1 protein-coding gene is annotated in these 547 nt (G+C 60.9%); it reads left to right on the top strand.

The window, feature by feature from the left end; genetic code table 11:
- Positions 1-547: MotA/TolQ/ExbB proton channel family protein (locus ACP7IZ_RS13785; protein ID WP_426849729.1), on the top strand; the 547-nt coding region annotated here is incomplete at both ends.

Genomic DNA, 547 nt, shown 5'->3' with positions numbered 1-547 from the left:
GACCAAACACAGCATTCAGGAAGGCGCTTCGGCTCTCACCTCCACATCTCCGTTCCGCTATATTGCCGATACCGGTATTGTGGCGGCCGAGCACCATGAAGGTACGATGCAGGAAAGCATCGATCTGCATAGCTGGACAGGCATGTCCATCCAGCGCGCGGTGAACAACATCCAGAACAGCCTGCAAAAGGGCCTGGCCTTTTTGGGCACGGTGGGCTCCACTTCTCCGTTCATCGGTCTGTTCGGCACGGTGTGGGGGATCTACCACGCGCTGACAGCTATCGGCATTGCCGGTCAGGCATCCATCGACAAGGTGGCGGGGCCTGTGGGTGAATCCCTGATCATGACGGCCATTGGTCTGGCCACCGCCGTGCCGGCCGTTCTGGGCTACAACCTGCTGGTGCGCCGCAACAAGACAGCCATGGATCTGGTGCGGGACTTTGCGTCTGACCTGCAGTCCATCCTGATCGGGGGTGTGCGCCACGGTGCGGCTGTAGACCAGATTGAGGTGCGCCCGGACAACTCCCCCACCACAGCCACGGTATCC

This window comes from Acetobacter sp. AAB5 (assembly GCF_050106715.1).
Classification (GTDB): domain Bacteria; phylum Pseudomonadota; class Alphaproteobacteria; order Acetobacterales; family Acetobacteraceae; genus Acetobacter; species Acetobacter oryzifermentans.
The sequence above is the reverse complement of the archived record's forward strand: the minus strand, read 5'-3'. Positions and strand labels throughout refer to the sequence as shown.